The 24,486-nt window shown below is 37.5% G+C and carries 19 protein-coding genes and 4 pseudogenes; 20 read left to right on the plus strand and 3 right to left on the minus strand.

Features of this window, described 5'->3' with window-relative positions; genetic code table 11:
• Positions 1-8 precede the first annotated feature (8 nt).
• The 8 genes and pseudogenes from DFP94_RS04510 to DFP94_RS04545 all read left to right on the plus strand — a co-directional run.
• Entirely contained in the window at positions 9-1,118 is a 1,110-nt protein-coding gene (locus DFP94_RS04510; protein ID WP_425459226.1) for a hypothetical protein, read from the plus strand.
• A gap of 548 nt (positions 1,119-1,666) precedes the next feature.
• The gene (locus DFP94_RS04515) at positions 1,667-2,638 is read left to right on the plus strand and encodes a MerR family transcriptional regulator (RefSeq protein ID WP_245954474.1); all 972 of its coding nucleotides are present in this window, start codon (positions 1,667-1,669) and stop codon (positions 2,636-2,638) included.
• 7 nt (positions 2,639-2,645) lie between these two features.
• Positions 2,646-3,260: a DUF6273 domain-containing protein gene (locus DFP94_RS04520; protein ID WP_114495214.1), complete on the plus strand. Its 615-nt coding sequence runs from the start codon at positions 2,646-2,648 to the stop codon at positions 3,258-3,260.
• Positions 3,261-3,587: 327 nt separating this feature from the next.
• Positions 3,588-3,887 (plus strand): annotated as a pseudogene (locus DFP94_RS26365) (DNA-binding transcriptional regulator); the annotation flags it as partial.
• A gap of 110 nt (positions 3,888-3,997) precedes the next feature.
• The gene (locus DFP94_RS04530; RefSeq protein ID WP_114495215.1) at positions 3,998-4,624 is read left to right on the plus strand and encodes a type 1 glutamine amidotransferase family protein; all 627 of its coding nucleotides are present in this window, start codon (positions 3,998-4,000) and stop codon (positions 4,622-4,624) included.
• Positions 4,625-4,700: 76 nt separating this feature from the next.
• Positions 4,701-4,925: a DUF2326 domain-containing protein gene (locus DFP94_RS26450; RefSeq protein ID WP_181873021.1), complete on the plus strand. Its 225-nt coding sequence runs from the start codon at positions 4,701-4,703 to the stop codon at positions 4,923-4,925.
• Between the two features lie 421 nt (positions 4,926-5,346).
• Positions 5,347-5,994: a hypothetical protein gene (locus DFP94_RS04540; protein ID WP_114495217.1), complete on the plus strand. Its 648-nt coding sequence runs from the start codon at positions 5,347-5,349 to the stop codon at positions 5,992-5,994.
• 247 nt (positions 5,995-6,241) lie between these two features.
• Positions 6,242-6,408 (plus strand): annotated as a pseudogene (locus DFP94_RS04545) (DUF255 domain-containing protein); the annotation flags it as partial.
• Between the two features lie 160 nt (positions 6,409-6,568).
• Here DFP94_RS04545 and DFP94_RS04550 read toward each other — a convergent pair.
• Both DFP94_RS04550 and DFP94_RS04555 read right to left on the minus strand, forming a co-directional pair.
• Positions 6,569-7,018, minus strand: coding sequence for a hypothetical protein (locus tag DFP94_RS04550; RefSeq protein WP_114495218.1), 450 nt, complete (start codon positions 7,016-7,018; stop codon positions 6,569-6,571).
• 384 nt (positions 7,019-7,402) lie between these two features.
• The gene (locus DFP94_RS04555; RefSeq protein ID WP_114495219.1) at positions 7,403-8,032 is read right to left on the minus strand and encodes a hypothetical protein; all 630 of its coding nucleotides are present in this window, start codon (positions 8,030-8,032) and stop codon (positions 7,403-7,405) included.
• 796 nt (positions 8,033-8,828) lie between these two features.
• Between DFP94_RS04555 and DFP94_RS04570 the strand changes: the two genes are divergently transcribed.
• From DFP94_RS04570 to DFP94_RS04585, 4 genes are all read left to right on the plus strand, one after another.
• A complete protein-coding gene (locus DFP94_RS04570; RefSeq protein WP_114495222.1) occupies positions 8,829-9,296 on the plus strand; it encodes a recombinase family protein in 468 nt (155 codons plus the stop codon).
• Positions 9,297-9,353: 57 nt separating this feature from the next.
• A complete protein-coding gene (locus DFP94_RS04575; protein WP_114495223.1) occupies positions 9,354-10,337 on the plus strand; it encodes a recombinase family protein in 984 nt (327 codons plus the stop codon).
• Positions 10,338-10,553: 216 nt separating this feature from the next.
• A complete protein-coding gene (locus DFP94_RS04580; RefSeq protein WP_114495224.1) occupies positions 10,554-12,842 on the plus strand; it encodes an AAA family ATPase in 2,289 nt (762 codons plus the stop codon).
• Between the two features lie 5 nt (positions 12,843-12,847).
• Positions 12,848-14,731: a UvrD-helicase domain-containing protein gene (locus DFP94_RS04585; RefSeq protein ID WP_220270888.1), complete on the plus strand. Its 1,884-nt coding sequence runs from the start codon at positions 12,848-12,850 to the stop codon at positions 14,729-14,731.
• 229 nt (positions 14,732-14,960) lie between these two features.
• Here the strand turns inward: DFP94_RS04585 and DFP94_RS04590 are convergent, their stop codons facing one another.
• The gene (locus DFP94_RS04590; RefSeq protein WP_114495225.1) at positions 14,961-17,300 is read right to left on the minus strand and encodes an nSTAND3 domain-containing NTPase; all 2,340 of its coding nucleotides are present in this window, start codon (positions 17,298-17,300) and stop codon (positions 14,961-14,963) included.
• A gap of 165 nt (positions 17,301-17,465) precedes the next feature.
• On the opposite strand from DFP94_RS04590, the pseudogene DFP94_RS04595 reads away from it, so the two are divergent.
• From DFP94_RS04595 to DFP94_RS04630, 8 genes and pseudogenes are all read left to right on the plus strand, one after another.
• A pseudogene (locus DFP94_RS04595) lies at positions 17,466-17,585 on the plus strand (DUF255 domain-containing protein); the annotation flags it as partial.
• Positions 17,586-17,801: 216 nt separating this feature from the next.
• Positions 17,802-19,583: an HNH endonuclease gene (locus tag DFP94_RS04600; protein WP_114495227.1), complete on the plus strand. Its 1,782-nt coding sequence runs from the start codon at positions 17,802-17,804 to the stop codon at positions 19,581-19,583.
• Positions 19,584-19,691: 108 nt separating this feature from the next.
• Positions 19,692-19,781: pseudogene (locus tag DFP94_RS04605) on the plus strand (DUF255 domain-containing protein); the annotation flags it as partial.
• A gap of 159 nt (positions 19,782-19,940) precedes the next feature.
• The gene (locus DFP94_RS04610) at positions 19,941-20,585 is read left to right on the plus strand and encodes a hypothetical protein (protein ID WP_114495229.1); all 645 of its coding nucleotides are present in this window, start codon (positions 19,941-19,943) and stop codon (positions 20,583-20,585) included.
• 337 nt (positions 20,586-20,922) lie between these two features.
• Positions 20,923-21,591 carry a GntR family transcriptional regulator gene (locus tag DFP94_RS04615; RefSeq protein WP_114495230.1) on the plus strand — a complete coding sequence of 223 codons (669 nt, stop codon included), beginning with the start codon at positions 20,923-20,925 and terminating at the stop codon, positions 21,589-21,591.
• 20 nt (positions 21,592-21,611) lie between these two features.
• Entirely contained in the window at positions 21,612-22,772 is a 1,161-nt protein-coding gene (locus tag DFP94_RS04620) for an amidohydrolase (RefSeq protein WP_114495231.1), read from the plus strand.
• 34 nt (positions 22,773-22,806) lie between these two features.
• On the plus strand, positions 22,807-23,850 hold the full coding sequence (locus tag DFP94_RS04625) for a methionine ABC transporter ATP-binding protein (RefSeq protein ID WP_114495232.1): 1,044 nt from the start codon (positions 22,807-22,809) through the stop codon (positions 23,848-23,850).
• The gene (locus tag DFP94_RS04630) at positions 23,825-24,484 is read left to right on the plus strand and encodes a methionine ABC transporter permease (protein WP_114495233.1); all 660 of its coding nucleotides are present in this window, start codon (positions 23,825-23,827) and stop codon (positions 24,482-24,484) included. Before DFP94_RS04625 ends, DFP94_RS04630 begins: the two co-directional genes overlap by 26 nt.
• Positions 24,485-24,486 lie beyond the last annotated feature (2 nt).

Here is a 24,486-nt window from a genome sequence, read left to right on the forward strand (position 1 = left end):
AAGGATGAATGAAATTGACCTATTACCGCAGCAGAATGCTGGCATTTATTTTGAACTTTATCCCGGGGCTGGGACACTTCTATTGGGGCCGGAAAGCAAGGGGCATCTTTTATCCGATCTTCTTTTTCGGCGGCTTGTTCGGGGGTTTTCTGGTGGCAATGGCCGCAGATGCCGGCGAGTTCTTTTTGGCGGTCGGTATCGCCGAATTGATTCTATGGGGCATATCCATGCTTGATCTTCTTATTGTAATGCTTCGCGAGCCCGCGGCGCAGGAAAGATCGCCCTATGACCCTCAAGGCGGGCGCCGGCGAGGCGACGCCGAAACCGAACGGTTCTTTACGATCCTGCTCTCGTTCATACCGGGTCTCGGTCATTTCCAAATGGGACTCATGCAGCGCGGACTATCTTTCCTGATCATGTTCTTCGGATTGATTACCATGATGTTCTTCGTCACCGGCATTACGCACGAAACCGTGTTCCTGCTCTTCCTGGCACTGCTCCCGATCATTTGGTTGTACTGCATGTTTGATGCCGTCCAACTGATTCACCGCAAGCAAGCCGGAGAAATTATAGAGGACCGCTCCCTGTTGGATGAATGGGAATCGGGACGCATCGAGGGACGGCGCAGCAAGGTGCTGGCCACGCTGCTTTCGGCTTTTCCGGGAGCCGGACAAATGTATTTGGGCATGCAAAAACGCGGCCTGCAACTGATGGTGCTGTTTCTAGGAAGCTTTTATGTCATCGACGTGCTTAGATTATCACTATTTTTATTTCTCGTGCCGGTCATCTGGTTTTACAGCTTCTTTGACGGGCTTCAGCAGACAAGCAGGTACGGCATCCTCCCGATGGAGGATATCCCGCTGATCAAGAGCAGGAACAACGGCAGCAGTCAACATTGGCTCGGAATAGTCCTGGTGCTGTTGGGGGTCTATTATGTGAGTATGGAATTCATTGTTCCGGCGCTGGACAGATGGTTCCCTTACCTCCAGCTCAGATACATGATCCGGGAGTACTTACGTCCGATCCTGGTCTCGGTTATTCTAATCGGGGGCGGAATCAAGCTGTTATCGGGACGTAATCGCGTACAAGAACTGAAGTGGGATGACGAGGAAATTTAAGATTTACCGTGGACTATTCCATGGAGCGCAAAGTCAAGATTAGCTTGAAGTAGCCATAAGCGTGATTCTCAAACCAGCCTTAAGGGCTGGTTTTGTGGTATTATAGGAAAGATTTAGGATGGAAGGTAGCTTTTACTGCAAGAAGCCGATACTCAATTGATCTTGATATTCATTTTATTGACCATTTTCAACTTAGACCCTCTAGAATCTATGCCAGTAAATTGAGTCAGGATGAACTAGGATACTTAGCAAATACTTATAACTTCGATCTTCCTGACGATTATAAGTTTTCAGAATTAATTACAAACCCATTTTATTTAAGTGAGTATCTAAAATTCTATACTGAAGGTAGTCATGTTGGATATTTAAAATTCAAAGAACTGTTATGGAATAAAATAATAAAAAAATTCATTTTTTTCTATCCATTCTTGCCAGATAAAGCTTCCACGTTTTTATATGCTCATTCTCCCTTGACTTTAACGTCACGTTAACCTGTATATTTAGACTCCGAAGGAGGGATAGTCATCGAACTGCAAACCATCGGTCAAGTGTCAAAGCACTTTGCAATCTCAACCCGAACACTTAGGTATTACGAGCAAATCGGATTGATTACTTCTGCGAAAAAGGAAGATTCCGCATACCGCGCATACGATGCCGAAACCATCACGCGTCTGCGTCAGATTATCGTTCTGCGTAAACTGCGGATCCCGCTCAAGCAGATTGCCGAGGTTCTGCAGAGCGCGGAAGCGCGCGTTGCAATCGAAGCCTTTGAGCGTAACCTTGCGGATATTGAGGACGAAATCACCGCGCTCTCCACCATTCGCAGTGTCATCAAAGCCTTTGTCGAATATTTAAATCTCGGAGGTGCGAAATTTGCGCTACCTGACGACGCAAGTTTACTGGAGGTTGTGGATTCATTGACTGTCTCTAAAATCAACTTCAAGGAGGAAAAGTCAATGGAAGAATTAAACAAGGCAAATGAAAATCTAAACAAACTGGCGGACAAAGATGTACGGATTGTTTACCTTCCGCCCATGACCGTGGCTGCCGCTTACGCAACGGGAGAAGGCTGCGAAGGTAAGGCGGGTGATATGATAACGCAATTTGTAAACGAAAGCGGATTGCTAAAAATCAAACCCGACGCCCGGAGTTTTGGTTTTGATTGCTCCAAGGGGGCAGCAGTACTCGGAGAACCTTCGCAGGTATATGAGGCGTGGGTATCCATTCCCGACGACATAGAGATATCCGCGCCTTTAGTAAAACGAACTTTCGACGGCGGGTTATATGCCGCACATGTGTTGAGGGCCTGGGATTTCGAGGATTGGCGTTTATTAAAAGAATGGGTTAACGCAAGCGATAAATATGATAATGACTGGGATTCCCCACGCTGGATATCAGCGGAAACAGTTGCGGGGCAAGGATTTGAAGAAACGTTGAATTTTTATAATTTTGTACAAAAAGGCGGTAAAATGGAAGATTTACAGCTGGATTTATTGTTTCCGATCAAGGAGAAGGGATAAGAATAAGATGGAAGATGTTAAAATCGACTCATCCTTATCATTCGGCGGTTATAATTGGCGTGTGCTTGACAAACAAAACGATACGGCATTGATTATAACCGAAAATATTATAGAACACCGCTCTTACCATGATGCTTATAAAGAGATAACATGGGCCGACTGCGCGTTAAGAAAATATCTTAATGGTGAATTTTTTGACAAATTCAACGCAACTGATAAATCAAGAATAATTCCGGTAATAAATAAAAATCCCGACAATCCGTGGTATGGTTCAAAAGGCGGGGCAGATACGCAAGACAGCGTATTTTTATTAAGCATTGAGGAAGTAGTGTGCCAATATTTCGGTGATAGCAGTTCAAAACTGCATAACCGGGGAAGAAATCAAAGATATTGGTTTGAAAGAAAAGACGAGAACAATTGTAAGCGAATAGCTAGACTTGAGGTTAATAAAGGGAATATTTGGTGGTGGTGGCTCCGGTCGCCCGGCCGCGTTAATGTAAAAGCCGTGTACATCCACGGTGACGGTAATATAGGTATCCAAGGCAACAATATATTGAAAGGCAACCTCAGTGATGGCAAATGTACGGGCGGTGTCCGTCCCGCTTTGTGGTTGAAGCTGTAATTTGAATCATGTCCAATAAGCAAACCACAAAGCACAAAGCAGGACTAATGCGGTACAACGCCGTGATTAACCGGATTAGATACGCTTCCCCTATAGGACAAGGCTATTAAGCTTTGTCCTTATTTTTATGCTCGAATGGTGCTGTTTTCGCCGTCCGTACCGCCCTTGCATGCGTTTTTAGAGCGGCAAATGGTATAAAGCCCTACCCGCCCCATAACGGGGCGTAAAAAGCCTTTGTTTACGCGGTTTTGTAAGAGCTAAATCGTTACATATTAATCCACTACCATTTTTGGTAAACTATCCCTAAGCAATACAATACCCAAATTTGTAGAAATTTCTTATCGTAACAGTCATGAAGAGCAGTCCCCAAATAGGGTAATAGACCCCTATGGCGTGGTTAATTGGAGAGGCGTTGGATGATTTATGCATACATTGGTTTTGGAGCATCATTTGCAGGAGCAGACATCAACACAAGCCATTTTTTTACTTGAGGAAGAATCACTGTACACACATGTTCCGTATATAATTCTTCCCTATGGGAAATCCATTCAAGTTATAGAGCCACAGAATCTAAAGAATAAACTTGCCGCGGTTGCCTCAGAGTTAATGGAATATTATCAAGTTTAACAACTTCACTGACAGCAGTTGTCAGTGAAGTTGTTTTATTATAATGATAACCACTCATTAAAGATGAATGGTTGCTGTTACCTAATGAACTTGATGAGGAGCACTTAGAAATGAATAATACAGTATATCTTTATGTGTTTGATACCATGTCCGATTGGGAAATAGGTTATTTAGCCGCCGAACTGAACTCTGGAAGACACTTCAGACAGGGGCTGGCTCCAGCAAAAATAGTCACCGTTGGGATAGAAAAGACTCCAGTAACTACAATGGGCGGATTGAAAATAATACCTGACATTAAAGTGGATGAGTGCAGCATTAAAAGCGTAGATGCACTGATTTTACCTGGTGGAAATACATGGACAGAAGCTATTCACGTGCCCATATTAAAAATTGCCGAGATGTGTTTAAAGGAAGGGATAGTAGTTGGAGCAATTTGCGGTGCTACCTTAGGACTTGCTCAAGCAGGATTGTTAGATTCACGTTGGCACACAAGCAATGATTTGGCCTACCTTAAAATGATTTGCCATTCTTACACGGGCGAAGAATATTACAAAGTGGAATCTGCTGTCACCGATGGGAAATTGATCACCGCATCCGGAGTAGCTCCATTAGAATTTTCTGTTCAAGTTATAAAAGCGCTAGATGTATTTTCTCCAAAAACATTAGACGCTTGGTATCATCTTAATAAAACTCATGAACCTAAATATTTCTACGAGTTAATGAATTCAATCCAATGACAGTATAGGGATATAAGGCATGTGGAGTGCTGTGTGTTGTTGGTGAGAAGTAATTGGTGTACTGGAACTAACGGTATTGCCAATACTAATTCATGATTCTGTAGTCTTAAAACAAATTGCCGATGTAGCAGTAGAAAAAATATTGAAGAAGTACCTTCAATCAGAGAAGCAAATATTTATTTCATTTGATAAGAAAAAAGCATATACAGTAGAGAGTCAAAAAATAGTAATGGAAACAAAGGTGCTAGAACTTTCTCCTAACGGGAATGAACTATTCGGAAGATCATGGAATAATAAATAACTTAAGCATTTAAGATACTTGAATGTTTTATGAGTTTAGGTTGCCTTCAAAACGTCAGTGATATCGTTTTTGTTTTTGATTTTACTTATGTTGGATTGTCAAGCTAATTGCGACACCACGCCATACCGTTTGAAGTCGCTCTCATTGATGGGATGTTCGTGTAAATCAATTAGTATAATTGCTTCTGCCAATGGAATTGGCGGGAGCTTTTTTTGTTCGGAAAGTTTAGAATTCAAATTGTAGTATTCTTCCATTTCATAGTAAATTTATTCTGATATTTAGTAAAGAAATGGGGACAGAAAAGGAGGAGCAAAAAAGCTGATGTCGAACCTTCTACAACGGAAGGAAAAACTTTTATCGACTATCTCGGAGTATTATAAAAAGAATGGAAAATTTATGTTAGATGGAGGGTTCAGCTCTTATGGGAGAAAAGAAAATTGGAGCAAGCGATTATCTTGCATTAGGTTTGTATGCTTTTGCAGGATTCGGTCTTGAAGTTGTACTGTCAATGCTTTTGCCTTTTATATTCGGTGTTGGAAGTTCTGAATATACTCTCATCCATCAATGTATACACTGGGTGCTTACATGCATTTTGTGGGGGAGTATGGCACTGTTTTTGATAAGGCTGTCAAAGAAAAAATACTTCTTTGATATTATGAAGTTAAACGAAATGCCAGACTCCAAGAGATGGTTTCTTGCGGTTGTGACTTCAGTTATAGCAATTACAGTTACTACTATTGTATGGGGTGGCTTTAAGCCAGTTCAAGAATACAATGGTATCGTTAAATACATTTTTCAAAATATTTATTACTTGTTTGAAGCTGCTTTGATTCTGCTTACGATTGCTTTTGGACAAAAATTCGGTGAAACACTCATAAAAAGAGGCAGTCTACCTTATGGAGGGATTTTTCTTGCGCTCACATGGGGACTCATACACATTTTGCTCCAAGGAACTCTAACAGGTGTTTATGCTTTCTTGATGTCCATTCTATATGGCATTGTATACATATTGTTAAAAAAGAATATCCGATATTCATATATTATGATCGTAATTATATTTATTTTATAAGCAATTCAGCATACAGATTTACATAAGACTGTGCAATAAAATTGAGGTGCGGATATTCAAACTATTACTTAACTCGTGGCGGATACTTGGTGAAAGTAGGAGAAGTCAGCAGATAAATTACCGCTGGTCTTAAAGATAGTCACTCAGCAGGGAGATTTTGCTCTTACCTTATGCTCTCCTTCACCTTTTTAGGTAAACTACCCCTATATGTACTTTACCAAAATTAGCCGAAGCGAGGGGATGCCCCATGACGAACCACAAAGAACCCAATAGACGAATAAACGAAAAGTCATCCTATCTGCTCCAACACGGCCACAACCCCGTGGATTGGTATCCATGGGGAGAGGATGCTTTTACTAAGGTGCAGGCTGAGAACAAGCCGAAATTCTATCCGTCGGTTATTCGACTTGTCATTGATGGAATGTTTGCGTAAATCAATTGTTACTTTTAATTATTTTCTGTGATTTTCAATCAATATTTACCTTCTAGTATTACTTGTATTTCATTAACAATAAGGTAGTTGCTTGCACTTTTATTAGCTGCTTGGACAATTACGTAATTTTAATAATATTGTTCATATCGTATTCAGTATAGTCCAACAGCTTTTGCAGATTCTGCTCATCTTCCAAGAAGGATTTAGGGGATGCAGCAAATTGTTCCTTAGCTTATGTATGGTATCAATAGAACTTTTATCAGTGATAGGTTTAATTAATTCTTGATGAAATCCGAGATGATCTACTTTAAATAAATTACAATCCGATAAAAAGGTCGAATTACTCCATAAAAACAATGGCAAATATGTAGCTTTTTCACCTTGTCCTTTTCGCAATAACGGGTAGCCGAACATTAGGGTATGATCATCTTTTAAATGCTTGCTGATCTTTTCATAGTATTCAAGTGCTTTATCTAATTCCTCTGGATTAATCTGAGAAAGAGATAGCTCATTCTGTTTAAGCTCAATTGAAAAATAACTCTCATACTTTAGGCATTCTAAATAATAGTGCAGCAGATTTTTAGTTAGCAAGGTGCCCTCCATTTTAAGTGATAATTAGGATAATGGATGTCAATTAGAAAAATTCAAAACTTAGGAATGCAATTTGTAAAATAGATAAATGACCCAACAACTCATAAGTTGACATGCTAATTACACAGGGAAATAATCACATGACTTAATTTCGTTCATTAATTCTCTAAGTATAGTTTGTTTATTTTTAGCGCATCCTAAATATTTTAAAATGGACTTTCTAACACAATTACGAAGGTAAATTATATCTTTTTCATGTACGTTTAATTTCCCTTCATGAACGAAATCCGATCTTTTTTTTGTACAGATTTTTAAGTTCGGAAAATATTATTAAATGTTCTTGTTGATCTCGACTAATGAAGATAGCACAGCGTTTAGATAATTCTACTTTTTTTGAACCACCTTTTTCAAGAATAACATTTCTAAGCATGTTATTAATAACAAGAGAGCATTTGAATATGTAAGCTCATGAAATGACAAGTCATAAAGTAAGTGACAGTGATCTAAATGCTGATCTATAAATGGCAATTTAACTGTGGCTAAAGTTTCATTAATATACTCTTTATCTTCATTTGTTAGAGAAGAGTTAATTGAACGGGAATAAGCCTCTTGAATTGGTGTTTTTTCTTGCAAATATAATGTTATAGTATTGTCTGATGTCTTTGAATAGATATTATAGACAAATTCTTTTAATCGAATGGCGTGCTCTGTTAATAGTCGTATTCCTCTAATTTGACTATCCAAAATAATTAACTCATTTGAAATTAATTGATGAAGCGCTTCAATAGTGTCATTAGGATGTTGGGGTGAAAGATCAATTTGGAGCTTTTTAGTTACACAAGCTACAATAAGAAAATCATCTATAGCAGCAGAATTATAATTTCTTCTCAGCTTTATTGCATTCACATTAAAAATTTTATCTAAATGGGATATGTTTGGGACCAAAGACATTCGTTCAATTTGATAGTCGTTTATAAGAATAATATCAAATATTTTGTCATCAACTCCAAACAAAATAGCATGTATCTCAACTATGAAACAACGACCTTGGGACTTGGATAGCGAGCCAAAACCACATTTACTGAGTCCAGCTGAGGTTGCTAATGAGAATTTAGAGGAAAAGTCGATTATTCAAGAAGAACAGGAGATCGTCCCTGAACAAGGGGTTAGCAAACATTAGCAAGAAGATACGTCACAGCAGGAAACAATATTAAATGAAGCAAATACACAAGAGTTGCAGCCAGAACTAAATGATTGCAAAGAAGAGCGGCCACTTACCATTGAAGATATTGTAAAGCCGGGAAAATTCGGAGTAACGAACAGCCAAATGATTCCGGCCATTAAGCAAGTGATCGCGGATGGCTCGGTTAAAAAGTTGAGGATGCTTCGTTCCATGTACCTGTATTCCTTCGAGAATTCACTAAGGTATCTGAAGAAGTCGGAACGGGAATTCATTCAAAATAATCTGAAATAGAACAAGTCGGAGCATGGATGGGTCATGTGCTCCGGCTTGTTTTTATTTTTTTAATTTTTCTGACTCTCTTGCGTAGAATGATGCACTTTGGGGAGAGGTATGTCTATCTCGGCCTCAGCTCGGACAGTTTTGCTCAATATTTCGGTTACATGCTCATGAAATTGCCGCAACGCTTTGCCGGATGGCTGATTAACTTCTTTGATTACATATTCACATTTCTTTATGATTACGCCTCCAAAATTTTACAGTTGTTATATTCGAAGATGTTTCATAAAAAATGCTCAACATTCTATTTGGAAGGCGGCAAAATATTAACACGTTTGGAGTAGAGAAACTTTGGAAAGTAAAACAATTAAGCACGTAGCTGTTTATTTAAGAAAATCACGGGACGATGGTGAGTTTGAAGACGTTCTCTCGAAGCATAGGGATACCCTTATGGCCTTGGTAGAGAATCGAAATTGGACCTATAGGCTATACGAAGAAGTGGCCTCTGGGGAAAAGATCGAATCCCGAAAAGAAATGCAGAAGTTACTTCGGCATGTTGAAGACCAGCTTTATGATGGCGTAGTGGTCATGGATATTGACCGTTTAGGGCGTGGAGAAAATAAGGATTGGGCACTCATTAAAGATACATTCTTAAACTCAGAAACAGTCATTATCACACCAAACAAGATATACGATTTGGAAATAGACAATTACGATGTAATGTTTGATTTCATGTCTATTTTTGCCCGAATAGAATACAAAACGATTAAGCGAAGAATGAAGCAAGGCAAAGAGGCCGGGGAGAAGAAAGGTATGTAGACAAACGGAAAGCCGCCGTTTCCTTACTACTACGATAAGAATACAAGGTCGGTACTGGTGGATGAAACAAAGCGTCCGATTTACCGAGCGATTGTAGAGAGATATCTTAATGGAACAAACTTGGGACATATCGCCATTTGGCTGACGGATAACAAGATACCGACACCATATAACATTAAGCTTGATGGAAAGAACAAGGGTTGGTCAAATATTACGGTTCAACGGTTGCTGGCAAGCGAAATCCATTTGGGTTACATCACTTATGGTAAAACCCGTTCCAAACGTGGACTGGTGGAATTGGTTCCCGAAGAAGAGCGAGTTAAAGTCATGGAAACTCATGAAAAGCTGAAAACGCCGGAAGAACATGAAGTGATTATGGAGCGGCTGCTTAAGAATCGCATGTTGAATCCCAATTCAAGACGTAACATGTTTCCTTTGTCAGGCTTGCTTTATTGTGAAAAATGCGGTTCACGGATGAGGTTCCGGGTGGGAGAGAACAAGAAGCAGGGACAGCACTGGAGTGCATTGTGCTATCACCAGTACAAAGATGGCAGCAAATGTGAACAGCGTGGCAAGGTAATGGATGCTGATTTTTTCAATGCTTTGTATGATCGGATTATCCATGTAGATCCAAACATTTTACGGGAGATTGAATTGCATGGAAGTAGGTACAATGATACACAGGTCATTATCGCGGTCAAAGAGCAGGAGTTGAAGAAGCAGAAGCGGGCTTTGGACAAGCTGCATGAATCGTATGAAGAGGACATGATAACGAAACAAGTATTTTTGGAGCGTAGAGCTATCCTGTCTAGGCAGATACAGAAGCTGGAGGAAGAGTTGAAGGATTTGCGGAAGGTTGTAGTAGATGAAGGGAATTATCCTACTGTGGAGCAGATATATGAGCGGATAGGTGAGTTTAGGGAGTTATGGAGTGTCGCGGTGACGAGTGAAGAGAAGAATCGGACGTTGAAGAAGCTGGTGGAGCGGATTGTGTATGATCGGGAAGGGAATCGATTAGAATTAACGGTTTGTTATAGATAGCTACGTAACAAACATATCTGAGTGAGTCAAATATGATTAGAGCCGCGCTGTATTTGTCGCGGCTCTTGTACATTCAACACTTTTAAATACATTGACAAATGTAGGTGTAAAGAAATAGTCGAAAAGGTTTTGTTGAAGACAGGAATAAATAAAATAGTTGTCGAATTTTAACAATATAGTATTATTTATAAAAATAAATATGGAGGTGTTCCAAAAATGCACGTTGAATGCGTAGAAATACAAAACTATAGAAAATTGAAATCTTGTCAAGTAGAACTTACAGATAAAACTACAATATTTGTTGGAGCTAACAATAGTGGGAAAACTTCTGCTATGGATGCACTAATAAAATTTCTTGATAAAAAAAATAAATTTACAATTAATGATTTCACATTATCTAATTGGATTGGTATTAATAAAATTGGAGAAAAGTGGATGAATAATAGTGAAGAAATACTAAATTTTCTTAAAGAGGACTTGGAAAAGCTCGTACCTACTATGGATGTGTGGATAAAAGTAACAGAAAATGAAGTTCATTATGTAACTCATTTAATTCCATCCTTGAATTGGAAAGGGGGATTAATTGGAGTTAGATTGAGACTAGAACCCAAAGATATTGAGTATATGTATAAGGATTTTATTGATTCGGTTAATTCTGCTAAAGAAACGCTTTCTGCATTAAAGTCAACGAATTCGTTATCGTTGTGGCCAAGAAATCTTAAAGATTATTTAAACAAAAAGTTCCATTCCCATTTTACAGTTAGAGCATACATACTTGATCCAGAGAAACTATCAACTCCTGACCCAAATAATGGATTAGCTCAACCTCAAACTTTACCCTATGATAGTGATTACATAGATGAAGACCCATTTAAGAAACTTTTTTTAGTGCACTATATTGGTGCACAACGAGGATTTTCTGATCCTACTAATACAAATGAAAACGATGAATCTACAAATGGAATAGTGGGAAATCTTTCAACACAACTGCGAAAGTATTATAATTTGCATTTGAATCCAACTGAATCACCAGATCCAACAGATATTGACGCTCTACAAGCTATTGAATCTGCTCAAGACATCTTTGATTCCAAACTACATAAAGGATTTGAAAATGCACTGTTTGAACTCCAGAGTTTAGGATATCCAGGTTTTTCCGATCCTAGAATAACCATTTCAACTAAATTTAAACCAATTGATGGGCTTAACCATAGTTCTGCCGTACAATTTGATTTAATGCCGGAAAATAGGCAATTTAACGAACATTTAAGACTTCCTGAGCAGTACAATGGACTGGGGTATCAAAATTTAATATCTATTATTTTTAAAATGATGCAATTTAGAGATGAATGGATGAAGGTAGGGAAATTATCTAAGATCGTCCCAAGCAACAAAGATGATTTTTCAATACCACCATTGCATATAGTATTAGTGGAGGAACCGGAAGCACATCTTCATATTCAAGTTCAGCAAGTTTTTATTCGTCATGTATATGATGTTTTATGTAACCATGAACGTTTAGGAAATGAGTTCTTTAAGACCCAACTAATTGTAAGCACACATTCAGGCCACATTGCTCATGAAATGCCCTTTTCAAGTTTACGTTATTTTCGTAAACAACCATCAACGCTAAACAATGAAGTCCCTATATCTACTGTAGTTAATCTTTCAAATGTATTTGGAAAGGAAAAGGAGACAGAACGCTTTGTAACTAGATACCTACAAATAGTTCATTTTGATTTGCTCTTTGCAGATGCGGTCATAATAGTGGAGGGACCTGCTGAGCGTATGTTAATACCGCATTTTATTCGTAAACATTTTCAAGTATTGAATCAAAAATATATATCTTTACTGGAAATTGGGGGGAGTCATGCCCATACTTTAAGACCATTAATTGAGAGACTGGGTCTGACGAGTTTAATAATAACTGATTTGGATTCAGCAGAGCCTATAAATAACTCAGCTATGCCTCCTCTTCGAAATAAAAATTATATTTCTGTGAATGATACATTGAAATCCTGGGTACCTTGCAAAACGAAGATTGACGATTTATTTGATTTAAATTTTGAAGAAAAAATAAAACGATACAAGCAAGATCGCTTTGCAATAAAAGTTGCTTATCAATATCCAATTAAAATATTAATGGTTCCTGATGGTCCAGAGGTAGAAGCCCTTCCGTATACTTTTGAAGATGCATTAGTTTTTGAAAATTTATCACTTTTTAAAAATCTTAAGGGAACGGGTTTACTAAAAAAGTTTAAAAATGCGATTTTTGAACAAAAGACAATTACTGACCTAGGAAAACAATTTTTTGACGATCTAAGAACTGGGAAAAAAGCCGAATTTGCTCTCCAGTTAATCTATTTAGAAGAACTGAAAGACCTTAAGGTACCAAAGTACATAGATGAAGGGCTAACTTGGTTAGAGGAACAATTACAACAAAGAGAATCGGAAAATATTGATAATCAAAATACCGTTGAAATTTTAGTAGAAGAAGTGGTGTGAATTAAATGGATATAGACCAAAATAAAGATGATTTTATTGATAATCATGTGGATAAAGAAATTATTAGTTGTTTGAATTTTAATAATCCAAAAAGCTTCTTTCTATTTGCGGGAGCTGGATCAGGAAAAACTAGATCACTTGTTTTTGCATTAAATCAAATTCGAAAACTATATTATCAACATTTGCGATTTAGAGGGCAAAGTGTAGCAGTTATTACGTATACTAACGCTGCTTGCGATGAAATTGGTCGTCGGCTTGACTATGATCCTCTATTCTCCGTTTCTACTATTCACACCTTTATCTGGGAGTTAATAAGAGGATTTGACACGGATATTAGAGACTGGCTATGTACCAGTTTGAAAACACAAATTGAAGAATTAAAAATAAAACAAGAAAATGGACGGTTTGGAACGAAAATTTTCATTGAACGCCAATTAAGTATTGAAACTAAGGAAATTCGCCTTCGAAATATTGATAAAGTTAAACAGTTTACGTATAATCCTTCTGGTCTTAATCAAGATAGATCATCTTTAAGTCACACTGAGGTAATAAATATTGGTGCTTATTTCATAAACAATAAGCCATTAATGCAAAAGATATTAATTAATAAATATCCTATTTTATTCATTGATGAAAGTCAGGATACTAACAAAGATTTAATTGACGCGCTGTTTGAAGTTGAAAAGAAAAACACTGGTGTTTTTTTACTAGGTTTGTTTGGTGATACAATGCAAAGGATATATTCTGATGGTAAACTGGATTTGGGATTGAATTTACCGGAAATATGGGAAAAACCTATAAAAATAATGAACCATCGTTGCGCACCAAGAATCGTTGAGGTGTTAAATAGAATCCGTTATATTGTGGATGGTCAACAGCAGAGGGCAAGAACGGATAAAGAATTTGGTTTTGCTCGTTTTTTTGTATTCCCTCTCAATACTGATAAAGCTAAGGCAGAAAAAATGGTTGAAGATAGAATGTCAGAAATTACTGGTGATAAACAATGGTCTGGTACTGATGCAGATTACACAACACTAATTCTTGAACATCATATGGCTGCTAATCGATTAGGTTTTTTAGAGTTTTTTCGACCGCTTTACCAGATGGATAACTTAAAAACTGGGCTATTGGATGGTTCACTTCCGGAACTGACATTTTTCACACAAGTTATTCTACCTATAGTGCAAGCAAATAAAAATGGAGATGAATTTGCCATAACCAATACTGTAAGAAAATATTCTCCTTTATTAAAGATTCAAAAAAATGAAACTGAACAACTATTAAAAATCAAAGAGGCAAAAGAATCGATAAATCAGTTCCTCTCCCTCTGGAGTGAAGATAATAATCCACGTTGCGTTGATGTTTTAAAGTGTGTAAAAGAATTGAATTTGTTTGATATTCCAGAAAGTTTACACCCATTTACTATTGACATAAATGAAAATGATCAGGATAATGAGGGAAATCCAAGTGATTTTCATGAAAACGACTTAATAAGTGCTTGGTCTGAATGTTTAAATGCTCCTTTTAGCCAGATATCAGCATATGATTCTTATGTAAAGGGTAAATTGAAATTTATGACTCACCAAGGAGTTAAAGGGCTTGAATTTCCACGTGTGATGGTAATTATTGATGATAACGAAGCGCGCGGTTTTTTGTTTAGCTATGATAAGTTATTTGGGGCAAAAGAAAGAACCAGAGCAGATATAGAGAATGAAGCAGCAGGTAAAGATACAAGTATTGAGCGAACAAGACGTTTATTTTATGTTACATGCAGTCGTGCAGAAAAAAGTCTTGCTATTACTGCTTATTCTGAAAATCCAAAATTGGTCAAAAAACATTTATTGGAAGAAGAATGGTTTGAAGATTTTGAAGTGGAGATTTTTTTATAGAATATGAACTTTTCTCCTGATGTTTATTTCAAAATAGGTTTGAACTTTGATGCATAAGAAAGGTACTTTGAAAAAAAGTGACCTTTTTGTAAATGGTATTCCCCAATTAAATTTTAGTACTGCTTTAATGTAGCATAAACATTCTAACTATTATGGTAATCCAACTTTATTATGGTTACCTTGGCAAAAATATGAGCCTCTGGAATAAGTTCCAGAGGTTTGATAAAATTTAACGTTCAAATATAGCTTCAATTTCAGTGATAAATACCTCACTTGAACTATAACGGTCATAATCGTCGTAATCGGTATCTTTTAAATAGGAATCAATTGCATTTTCAATTCCAATTGTATTAAGGCTATATGATTCTGGTAGAGTTAAAATATTGATTATATTTTCTTCTAATGAAGATAGTTTTTCTTGAATCTCCTTTTCGATATCTGCACTTATTTTTTTCTCCAAATCGGACACTGCAGAGTCTTTATCAATATCATCTTCTTCATCGCCTCTAAACCAGTATCTCTTCGTATTTTCTCTAATCAACTCACCAATATCGTAGTTATCACAATAATCCGAGGTGTCTATATTTTCTATATAATCTATTATCGTATCCTCCATCAATTCTTTGCAAATCAACTTAAACCAATAGAAATTCATCTTTTTGATTTTAAAAAAATCATTTAATAGATTTATGGTGAAAATTAATTCATCCAAATTTAAATTACACATTAAATTCTTAATATTGTCTTGTTTGTTGATAAATTGATTAATTGAATAAAATGAGTATAATTCATCACTAAGTAAACTATTGATTATCTCAAAATGAGTCAACCAATTAACAGTTGAATAGTTATAGCAATATGAATTGTTTAAATAATCGGTAATAATTTCGCTATAATTTACATTAATTATTCCATTTTTACAAATTTGAGCTGTAATAAAATAATTTTTTTGATCTACACTAAAAAACTCAATCTCGTTAATTTTTTCGCTAACAATGTACTGATGATAAATGTGGGGGAGTTCCTCTTTTGAGTAGCATCGCTCAAATTGCGCGAAATAACATATTGAATTGCGAACTTCATCTAATTCTAATGAGTTATTCATAAAAACAATTTTAAGGTAATCATTAACAGAAGGGTTAATTACTCCAATGTGTTTCTTACCTTTTAAATCAATAATATTAATGATGGACTGGTTTAGACGTGATAATACCAAACTCCAATTGTCAATTGTAAAATCAATATTTTTCATTCTTGATAGACGTTTATAGAAGCATTTTTTAAAAATGTCATGTTCAACATTAGTATCAGTTAAAGAATATAAAGTTGATAAAAAAGCCCTATCAATATCTAGAAGTCGTTGTTCAAATTCATTTTTCCAAATATCATTTGGGTTCGCAAGAGTATCAAAAATATAGTTAAAATACAGAGTTGGCGTTTCTTTTAAGTAGTTATGCTCATAGGTAACATGCTCTATAATGCGTGGTGTGTAATTTTTATGTTGAACAATTTTTAAATAATGTTTGTTTTCTTTTATTGAATTGTAATAATCGCTTGGTATATTTTTGAATTTCAAGTGATTGTAAAATATTTTGGCTTTTTCAAGTGGAGTTATATCATCCATGTTAATAGTGTAAATTCTTATTTTTTTTTGTTGAAAGAAAATATTGAAGTCTATAGATCGTTCTTTTGCTTCATTAAAAATAGTAATTCTTGAATTCAAAATAAGTTTCTTATTATTTGATAATTTCACATATTTTATCAAAGAGAGTAACTCATTTTCTTGAGTTTGTTTCATATTAAAATAGTGTTGGCCAAGGCAATCATCTAACAACACTATTTCTTTGGTTTCTTTTTCACTTGAGAGTGATTTTTTAATGTCGTTGATATCTCCGTTGGTTGTATATCTTACTCTATAACCTTGGGTGGCGTAGTATAAAACAAGCATTTTTGAGGTAATGGTTTTACCGACTCCTGGCCCTCCTGTTATCATGAGTAATCCATTATTATCTAAAAGTTCGACACATTGCTCGTAAATTTTGGTTGGCACAAAAAATCTACTATCTTCATCTATATCACAAAAAAGTGTTTCACAGTCTATAAATATATTTTGGTTATATACTTCACTTAAAATATTTGAAGAATACAACCATAACTTATGATGCTTTCTAACTATGTCTGTATTTTCTGGATTTTGAAGAAATTCATCAATTTCGTTTAAAGTAACTACATTTTTATCTGTCGGCATGAAATCCAAAAACATCTCGTATATTTCTCTGATGTTTCCATCAGTCAGTTCCATCCCACAACATACAAAATATTGATTAGGGTGCCACATACGAACCTTCTCGACTTCATTTCTTAGAGACGTGCGAAGATTGGAATACTTGCTTCTAATGTAATGCTTGACTTGCACGATAATATTGTGTGTGTAAGTATTGTCTGTTAAATCAATACCCCCATCTCTTCCCCTCGAAAATAATCGCAAGGAAGCGGAGAGTTTCCTCTCCATTACATCTTTACATAGTTCTTCAAATTCGACGTCATTTAAATTGTGATAATTAAACATTTTATTCACCCTTACGTTAGGCAATTGGTTAATTACGCTAATTTATATTAATTTCGTTAATGGAAAGTTATCCTAATTAGTATACCCTATAACAGAATAAGTAGTGATGCCGATATGCGTAAAATATCCTTAAGCTCGAAATTTGCTTAAAGGAGATGGTACCCCATGACAACTCTAAAAGTACCCAATAGATTAGCCAATGGAAAATCGCCGTACTTGCTCCAAGATGCTCAAAATTCAGTTGACTGGTTTCCTTGGTCGGAACAAGCTTTTGACAAAGCCAAGATAGCTTTATTGCGAAAAAATTCTAAATAATAAAAAAATTCACCAATATAATGTATCCACTTTTTTTTCAATAAGTGGCTAATTTATAATAAAGGTACATAATGTAGAGGAACCTTCTACTAATTCTATATCCATTTTAGAAGAAATCAGAATCAGCCGCAAATAAAATTCGCTTGCAGGAAACAAAAAATTACTATTGAAATGGGGGCTTTATGAATGGAGGTTAATCCTAAAGATCCTATTGTTCGTTATGCAATTTTGGAAGCACACGGTTTTCAGTGCTATTATACTGAAAAATCATTGAATGTGTTTAATGCAACAATAGATCATATAGTTCCGCAATCTTATGAAGGTAAATTAGACGAACTAAATGAATATAAGAGAGTACTTGGCCATGATGTAGACATAAATCATTTGTATAATTTGGTTCCTGCAACCTGGAAGATAAATTTATTAAAAAGCAACAAATTATACGAAGTACCACACGCAATTTTTTTAATAAATCGGGCAAAAGAAAAAGCTCCAGAAATAATAAAAAGAATCCAAGAGTTGAGGAATTTTAAAGATTTCGAAAGATATCTTACAGCAATAAGCGCTTACATTAGTAGTTCAAATAACCCAAGGATAGAGTTTTCAAAAATAGTAGAATTATTACCTGAACAATTTGGTCCTTTTGAGAAAAAAAGAGAAGTTACATCTGAGAATTTTTCAAGAAGTCTGCCTTCGGTAAGTCTTATGGCATTTTTACCTAGGCCTTATGAGCAGTGTGGTAGTTGTTGTTTTGAATTCAGGAGTGTCTTTGTTAGCGACTGTATGATCACACTTTCTCATAAACAAATTACCCAACAACTGTTTTTAGGTTTGAATACTGATTACAAATTAGAGAAAAGAGGTTTTATAGTAGGTAAGCATTTTAATCTTCCAAATCTGTATTATATACAACTTGGTAATAATCGCTTTACATTAAAGGAAGAAGAAGTTGAAGAACTATGTAAAATAGTTGATGACTTTGGAGGAGTTTTTGTTAGACGATTTCAATCAATTGAAAACAAATGGGGAGTATCAAATTTTTGTGAGTTTGATCCATATGAATGTTCAGTAAAACTTATTGAAATTAAAAGAAGTTTATGGAGGAAGATGATTGAGTTTTCGTGGGAATTTGATTATGCAAATGGAAATTCAGAATGGCATATATTTAATCGTACAAATGGCACTATAATGCTTTATCCAAATCGTATAATCTTGACAAGACTAGAACCTGAGAACATAGAATCGTATCATTATGCATCTTATATGAATCCCGATGAAACTTTATGGATTAAATGGAAGAGGTATGATAATCGATTTATAATTGACGAAGAACCTTGGACGGCGGAACAGACATTTCATTGGTTGACAGAAAAGTTTATTCCTTATGTAGTCTATTATTATGAACTAGTCAATATAAAGAAACGCTGGTTTGGAAAAAGTATGGATTTTCTTGAATTCAGTAACAATTTTAAAATTGACAACTACATAATAAGTTCTAGTTTTCAGATAACAAGAGACTTTGAACTTATTGACAGTGCTGATGATTTGTTATCTGAGATGTATTCATTACAGATGTTTTTTAGTACTAACCCAAGGATTTCTTTATCTCTAGAAGAGATCAAATCTATTTTTTTAGGAATAAAGTATATTCTGATGAATATAGAGTTACCAAACTACTCTTACTATTACATAAGAAAGCAAATTGATTATTCTATGCTTGAAAAAAATGATCATATGGATGCAATAGCTTTAATTAATCATAAATTAGAGACTATCGTTGAAGAAAATATAACTTTGGGGCAGATTGGTGAGTTATTTAAGTGCTATATTGAAGCACTTAAATGTAAAAGTGCAATAAATAATCTAAATAAAATAGTCATTAAAGAAGTTATTAAACTACTTGAACCAATTTGGGAAAGATATTATTTTATTGAATACATAAAGCGAATTGGTAAAGATAACAATTAGAAGTATATTTTGTTATTTATTCTATGATTTTCCCTCTCGTGTAAAATAACCTAAGCTTTACTTTAACCAATCATACCGAGACAAGGTAATGACCCATGACAACTCACAGTCAAGGGAAAATCACCATATCTGCTGCAACACGCACATAACCCGGTGAACTGGTTCCCTTGGTCAGAAGAGGCTTTTGAAATCGCCAAGCATTTTTCTTATCTATTGTGCATAGCTAGTTATTGACCCACACGAACCTCCCGTTGATGGGATGTTCGTGTGGGTCAAGATTTACAGGAATATCTGCGATGTTTTGGCAGTAGGCATTAAATTATGAATAGAATATCTATGGAATTGAGATGAGCCTGCATGAAACCAAAAATCGGCGCGATCAAATTTGGCGGAATTACATTCATCCTTTCAGGTATTCTCTTTTTCGCCCAATATCTGTTTGTTCTGCCCATCCCCACTCTGCCGCTTAGCGATGCGGACTTGGTAAAATGGCTGCAGGAATGGCGGTTTAACATCTCCATGGCGGACGAACTGATGTTTTTCGCCGCATTGTTATTGATCCCCTCCCTCTTTGCTTTGTACCGGATATTGGTGAAGGCGGACAAAATCAAAACAGTACTGGGATGCGGTCTATTGGCTGCTACCGTGCCGGTCAATATCTTATTGGTCGTAATCCTGGGGCGCTTGGTCTATCCCGTTTATGAGATTGAACTTTCGCCGGAGATCTACAAGCTGGTACTCAGCATCTACTATGGAGGTTTGCACTCTGTAGCGATCATACTGGGCATGGCAACCATCATTTTGTGTCTTGTTATTGGAAAAAGTATACTTGGGAAGCCTATGGCCTATTTCGGATTTACGGCAGGTCTGTTGGAACTGGTCGGGGCCTATCCTTGGCTGATTGGATCGGTGATGGTCTTTGTTTCCCAGTTGGTTTTCTCCGCATGGTTTGTCATGCTCGGTCTGAATATGGCGTGGAAATCGGGGCAGGCGGAGGGATAGGCATCAATTGCTGTTTGGTGATGTTTACCTATTGAGCCGATATATATTGATTGATAAACAAGCTTCCTTGGTTCGTCACAGGAGCTTGTTTTTTCTTATTAATCTTTAATTTCCGGATAATGTTGCGTGTTTGACGGATTATGTCGAATAATTTATTATTCACCTATAAATCCTACTTGACTAGGTGGGATAATGGGTTTATAGTATGAAAAAAGCTAACGGAAAGATGGTTTAGATAATAGCTTCAACAATCCATTGAACTCTTAATTTCATAATTGTATACAATTATACAATTTTTTTCAGGCACCTATAAATTTCGATGAGGAGCAATAGAGGTATGGTGATAAGATCCCGAAGGTTGTCAAAGGATAATACCTACTATGCATTAAAACAAAAAATTATTGATAGTGAGTTAGAGCCGAATCAAGCGGTAAACGAAGAAAATCTGGCGGCGCTGCTCGGGGTAAGCCGCACTCCGCTAAGAGAGGCCATTCAGAGATTGGAGAACGAGGATTTTCTCGTTCGTCAGACAAATGGAAGGTTGCGGGTAGCCTCCATCACGATCAAAGAGGTTGAAGAGGTGTTTCTGATCCGCAGCATGCTCGAAGGCTATATTGCAAGAAGTGCGGCTAAGAATGCTTCTGACAAAGATATTCAACATTTAACGACGATGATGGAACGAATCAAACATTCCTTTCAACTGGGTGAGAAACAGGATTTTGTATCGTATGGCTTTGAATTCCATGATTATTTATATGAAATAAGCGAACTTAAAACGTTCGAAAAAGTTCTGAATCAATTAAGAGGCCATTCGCTACGCTACTGCCGCTATGTTTCCATGCATGGGGATTGGAACACACAAGCGGACGAAGAACATAATTATATTTTGCAAATGATAGCGGACAAGAATGAAGACGGTGCGGAACAAGCAATGCGTGACCATATTTTAAGCAGTTTATCCACAGCGCTTAAATATATCAAGGGAATCGACCGTATCGATTCATAATGAAAGGGGAGTACTCTTCAATGAATCCACTTAATGAGAAAGACCAAGCTTTAACCAGTCGATTGATCGAGGTTCGAAGAAACCTGCATCGAGAACCGGAGTTGGCCTATGAAGAGTTTAAAACAACAGGGAAACTGCGGGAATGGCTGACAAATGCGAATATACATATCCTGGACCTTCCTTTGGAAACCGGGCTGATCGCAGAGATCGGACAAGGCAGTGGTCCTATTGTGGCTATTCGTTGTGATATAGATGCACTTCCGATAGAAGAACAAACAGAATTGCCTTTTGCATCAGAGATTCCAGGGAAAATGCATGCATGCGGTCATGACTTTCACACCGCTACCATCTTAGGCGCAGCCTTGTTGTTGAAAGAACGTGAAAGCGAATTGACGGGAAGGGTTAGAGTATTGTTCCAGCCTGCGGAAGAAACAGGACACGGGGCGGAAAACGTATTGGCATCCGGAGGTTTAAAGGATGTAGCTGCCATATTCGGTTTGCACAATTCACCGGATCTGCCTACGGGAGCTTTTGGAACGAGAACCGGGGCTTTAACGGCAGGTGTTGACCGGTTTGAGATAACTGTGAAAGGCGTTGGCGCTCATGCCGCCACTCCGGAAAAAGGGGTGGATGCCATTGTGACTGCGGCTCAAATCATTACCATGCTGCAAACCATCGTAAGCCGTCAAAATAATACGATAGAGCCGGTTGTGTTAAGTGTTACCCGAATTAACGGGGGGTTCACCTGGAATGTATTGCCGGAAAAAGTCGAATTGGAAGGTACGGTTCGAACATATAATGAAGAGATTCGCCGTCAAATTCCGCTGCAAATGACGCGAATTATCGAAGGGATTGCCGCAGGAGCCGGGGCTGAGGCGCAGTTGCATTGGTATCCGGGCCCGCCGGCAACGATAAATCACGGGGAATGGGCTGATTTTGCCAAAGAGGTCGCTTTAGAAGCCGGATATGATGTGCATGATATCCCGCTCCAAATGGGCGGAGAAGATTTCTCATTCTATTTACAGCAGATCCCGGGGGCGTTTGTAAATATCGGAACAGGACCGGCCTATGCTTTGCATCACCCGCGTTTCGACGTGGATGAGACAGCTATACTACCTGCCGCTAAATATTTCGCTAACTTGGCAGAACAAGCACTTGCGAAGCTGCAAGGGAAAGCTTAATCCTAACTCTACAAAATGATTGAGGGGAATGAACATGATTGAATTAAAGAATGTTTACAAAACGTTCACTCGGAAAGGGATCGCGATTGATGCGCTGAAGGGGATCGATTTAAAGGTAGAAAAAGGCGACATCTTCGGGGTGATCGGCTATAGCGGCGCGGGGAAAAGCACATTGATTCGTTTAGTCAATTATTTGGAAAGACCTACGGAAGGACAGGTCTTTGTAGATGGGCATGATTTAGGAACCTATAACGATAAAGAGCTGCGAACGGCCAAGAAAAATATAGGCATGATTTTTCAACATTTTAACCTGCTGGAATCCAAAAAAGTATTCGATAATGTTGCGATTCCTCTAGTTCTACTGAAAAAGAATAAACAAGAAATCCGTCAGCGGGTATTGGAACTGCTGGAGTTTGTTGGATTAAGTGACAAAGCCGGAAGTTACCCCAGCGAATTATCGGGTGGACAGAAGCAGCGGGTCGGAATTGCCAGAGCGCTTGCCTCGAATCCATCTATTCTCCTGTGTGACGAAGCGACTTCCGCCTTGGATCCGCAGACAACGCAATCGATTTTACAGCTTTTGAAAAGAATCAATGCCGAATATAACATTACCGTGATGATCATTACGCATGAAATGTCCGTCATTCAAGAGATTTGTAACAAGGTGGCCGTGATGGAAGAGGGACGAATTATAGAACAAGGAAGCGTTCTGGATGTATTCGGCCATCCCAAACATGAGACCACGAAAAATTTTGTGAAGACGGTTATTCAAAACAGCATGACGTCGAGCGTTCAAAAATCATTAAAAGCAGAGCGCGGAAGTCTGCTCTATAAACTCAATTTTGTCGGGGAAAGCGCATCTGAGCCTATTCTGTACGAGATGATTCGTTCCTTTGAAATCAAGGTCAATATTTTATTTGCGAATATGACGGAGATTCAAGAAACGACACTGGGAACGGCGATCATTCAAATTCACGGCGATAGATCGCAGGTTGAGAATGCATTGGCTTTCTTGAAAAGACATGGGGTTAATGTAGAGGAGGTAGAATCAAATGTTTTCAACCACAATAACAAGTGATCAATTTCTGAAAGCCATCATAGAAACCATTCAAATGGTAGGGGTATCCCTTTTTGTGGGTTCCCTTCTAGGAATCCCTTTAGGGATATTACTTGTAATCACTCGTTCAGGTGGGGTTTTGGAGAACAGAGCGCTTTACGCCATACTAAACCCGATTATCAACATCGTTCGCTCGCTGCCCTTTATTATTTTGCTGGTTGCGATTATTCCGTTTACCCGGCTCATTGTTCAAACTTCGATTGGGACAAGCGCGGCGATCGTGCCGCTGATAATCTATATCGCGCCCTACATCGCACGTTTGGTAGAGAACTCCCTGCTGGAAGTGAACCCGGGAATTCTTGAAGCCGCTGAAGCGATGGGGGCAACCCCTTTACAAGTTATCTGGTATTTTATGTTGCCGGAAGCGGTAGGCTCCTTGATCCTGTCTTTGACCACGGCAACGATCGGGTTGATCGGTGCAACCGCCATGGCCGGAACCGTAGGCGGCGGAGGAGTTGGAGACTTGGCTATAGTTTATGGATACCAACGATTTGACACTGTAGTCGTGGTGGCTACCGTGTTTATTCTCATCATTTTGGTACAAGGCATTCAATCTTTAGGCAACATGCTGGCAAGAAAAATTCGCCGTTATTAGTG

The organism is Fontibacillus phaseoli (assembly GCF_003337355.1).
Taxonomy (GTDB): Bacteria; Bacillota; Bacilli; order Paenibacillales; family Paenibacillaceae; genus Fontibacillus; species Fontibacillus phaseoli.